3 protein-coding genes are annotated in these 3,235 nt (G+C 49.7%); all 3 read left to right on the forward strand.

The window, feature by feature from the left end; all coding sequences use genetic code 11:
- Positions 1-574: 574 nt before the first annotated feature.
- Genes aroE through FP827_08360 form a run of 3 tightly spaced genes read left to right on the forward strand, consistent with a single transcriptional unit; the run spans position 575 to position 3,169 of the window.
- Positions 575-1,414, forward strand: coding sequence for a shikimate dehydrogenase (gene aroE, locus FP827_08350; protein MBA3053073.1), 840 nt, complete (start codon positions 575-577; stop codon positions 1,412-1,414).
- A gap of 47 nt (positions 1,415-1,461) precedes the next feature.
- Positions 1,462-2,649 (forward strand): chorismate synthase, encoded by a 1,188-nt coding sequence (gene aroC, locus FP827_08355; GenBank protein ID MBA3053074.1) that lies wholly within the window; start codon positions 1,462-1,464, stop codon positions 2,647-2,649.
- 7 nt (positions 2,650-2,656) lie between these two features.
- Positions 2,657-3,169 carry a shikimate kinase gene (locus FP827_08360; GenBank protein MBA3053075.1) on the forward strand — a complete coding sequence of 171 codons (513 nt, stop codon included), beginning with the start codon at positions 2,657-2,659 and terminating at the stop codon, positions 3,167-3,169.
- The last annotated feature ends 66 nt before the right edge of the window (positions 3,170-3,235 follow it).

Raw genomic sequence — 3,235 nt, forward strand, 5'->3', positions numbered from 1 at the left:
CAATAGCTGATGAGACAGCTGACGGGATTGCGTTTGACATAGGCGGGACGCGCAAAGTTTCCGGAAAAATGAGTTTAGGCATGGCTGTTCGGAATCTCGGCCCGAAGATGAAATTTATTGACGAGAAATATTCACTTCCGTTAAGCATAACCGCGGGAACTTCATACAGAATTGTAGGAGCTTTTAATCTGGCAATGGATATCAGCTATGAGCCAGTGGATAAAAAAAGAACTGTAAGTTTCGGGACAGAGTTTTGGCCGATGCATTTCTTTGCATTGAGAGCCGGTTATCTGTTCCAGGCGGTTGAAACACTTTATAGTTCGGATAGTAGTTTATCAAACAATAAAATCAGCGAGCAGAACGGCCTCGGCGGCGGCATAGGGATAAAAGTCTTAGGTTACGACCTTGATTATGCCATTGTTCCATATTCCGGCCTTGGTACCACCCAAAGAATAAGTCTCATAGCAAAGTTCTAATTGTGCCTAAAAAAGTATGCTATCGTGCTATGATGAAATGAACCGAAAGAAAGATAAAAAACATTCAGCGAGGAGTGCGGGGAGAATAATAATTGAGAATGCGGGGCAAAGAACGGAAAGTGAGTAAAGAAACAATGAAAACGGGACTCATCGGATGGCCGGTGGCGCATTCCCTGTCGCCGGCGATCCACAACGGCGCCTTTGAAAAACTTTCTCTCCCCTGGAGCTATGGCCTCTACCCGGTAGAGCCGGGGAATTTTGATAACGACATAAAAAAACTCATGGATGAACTCCGCGGCTTTAACATAACCTTTCCCTATAAAGAAAAAATTTCGGCCTATCTTGATGATGTGTCGCCCGGCGCTGCCAGCATAGGGGCAGTCAACTGCGCTAAGAATGTTGATGGCAGGTGGACAGGGACCAACACGGATTCTTCGGGTTTTCTCAAAGCCCTTAAAGAGGATATCAATCCGCACGACAGGAACATTTTTATACTCGGCGCCGGCGGCGCGGCGAAAGCCGCGGCTTTTGCTCTGGCGGAGTCCGGCACGCGGAAGATATTCATAAAAGACCCCGACGCTGAAAAAGCGCGGGATCTCATAAAGCGCTTGAACAGGTTTGCTCCGGCGCAGGCGGTTTTTATAAGCGATGACTTTATGGAATTGAAGAACTGTGATGTGCTGGTCAACGCCACGCCTCTGGGCATGGCCGACGAGCGGATCCCTCTTCCCTCCGATATCCTGCACAAAGGCCTTTATGTTTTTGAATGCATCTACAACAGGGAGACGCCTCTCCTCAAAGCGGCCGCGGAGAGGGGCCTGCGCCGTCAGGACGGCCTTAACATGCTGGTTTACCAGGCGGCTGATTCTTTCACCTTCTGGACGGGTGAGAAGGCGCCTGTGGAATTGATGAAAGACAGGGTGAAAAAAGATCTATGACACGGAAAAGGGGACGTCCTTAATTTAATGACAGGGAGGAAAAGATGATAGAGTATAAAACAGCCGGTGAATCGCACGGTAAGGGGTACAACGTTATAATAAACGGCATTCCGGCGGGTCTTGAATTACAAAGCTCGGATATTGATTTTCATCTCGCGCGCCGTCAGACGGGCTACGGCCGCGGCGAAAGGATGAAGACCATAGAAAAAGACCACGCCCGTATAATTTCCGGCGTGAGATGGGGCGAGACGATAGGCTCCCCAGTCTCTTTTTTCATAGAAAACAAAGACTGGGAAAACTGGGGAAGCATAATGTCCGAGAAAGCGGAAGACAGGTCGGAAGAATTTATTCTGACAAAACCCCGCCCAGGCCACGCCGATCTTGCCGGCCTGATAAAATACGGAAGGGAAGACCTGCGGGATGTTCTTGAAAGGGCCTCGGCCAGAGAGACGGCCGCGCGCGTGGCGGCCGGGAGCGTGTGCATAAAACTTTTGAGCGAACTCGGAATAAGAATACATTCTTTCACAAAAGAAATAGGCGGTATCCGCGGCAAAGCCGCCAGATATGATTATGACGATGTCGTGCGGAAGACGGCATCGTCAGCCGTGCGCTGCCTGGACAAAGATGTTGAAAAAGAAATGATAAAAGCCATTGACAAGGCGAAGGAGGAAGGCGACACTCTGGGGGGCGTTTTCACCGTTGTCATCTGGGGGCTTCCTCCGGGTTTCGGCAGTTATGACATCTGGGAGAACCGCCTTGACGGGCGTTTCGCCAAAGCCCTCATGTCGGTGCCGGCTGTGAAGGGCGTTGAGGTAGGCAGGGGCTTCCGCATGGCGACACTCCCGGGCTCAAAGGTGCATGACCCCATTTATTACGACGAGAAACTTTCCTTTTACAGAAAAAGCAATAACGCCGGAGGCGTGGAAGGGGGCGTCTCAAACGGCATGCCCGTTTTTATACGCGCGGCCATCAAGCCCATACCGTCGCTCATGAAACCTCTCAAATCCGCGGACATTAAAACCAAAAAAAATGTGGACGCTCAGATCGTCAGGAGCGATGTGTGTGTCGTGCCGGCCGCGGGCGTCATCGGCGAGGCGGTCATAGCGATAGAGGCCGCCAACGCCGTTATGGAGAAACTCGGCGGCGACTGCATGGAAGACCTGCTCATGAATTTCAAGACTTACTGCGAGAGGATAAAGGAATATTGGAGGCCTGCCTCCCAGAAAAATCTGTGATAGCACAATGAACATAGCGCTCACGGGAATGATGGGTTCGGGAAAAACCGCGATCGGAAAAATCCTAGCCGAAAAACTCGGGATGAGATTTTTTGACATGGATACTCATATAGAAAAGACCGCCAAAAAAAAGATAAAAGACGTATTCGCCGACGGAGGTGAAGCGCTCTTCCGCCAAATGGAGAGGGAGCTCGTAAAATGCCTCTCTGCTCTGGACGGCCTTGTGATCTCAACCGGCGGAGGAATAGTGCTGAATGGTGAGAACATCAAGGACCTGAGAAAAAAGGGAAAAATAGTTTATCTGAAAGCGAAGCCGGAAATCCTTTTTGAACGGATCAAAAAAGATAAGAACAGGCCTCTTCTCAATGTGGAAGATCCCCTCGCGGAACTGAGAAGGAAATACGAAAAGAGAAAAAAACTTTATGCCGACTGCGATATCTGTGTGGACACGGCCGGCAGGAAAGAGGAAGAAATATGCGCGGAAATAGCGAAAAAAATAAAGGCGGTGCGACATGCATAAAACTGTGATAGGCGAAAAACTTGATATAGGGAAGATCGTTTTTCCGCTGGTGAGGAATCATGTGAA

The organism is Candidatus Omnitrophota bacterium, assembly GCA_013791745.1.
Classification (GTDB): domain Bacteria; phylum CG03; class CG03; order CG03; family CG03; genus CG03.

Coding starts and splice junctions, on each gene's coding strand:
- aroE (MBA3053073.1), top strand. CDS start 575: ATGCGGGGCAAAGAACGGAAAGTGAGTAAAGAAACAATGAAAACGGGA.
- FP827_08360 (MBA3053075.1), top strand. CDS start 2,657: ATGAACATAGCGCTCACGGGAATGATGGGTTCGGGAAAAACCGCGATC.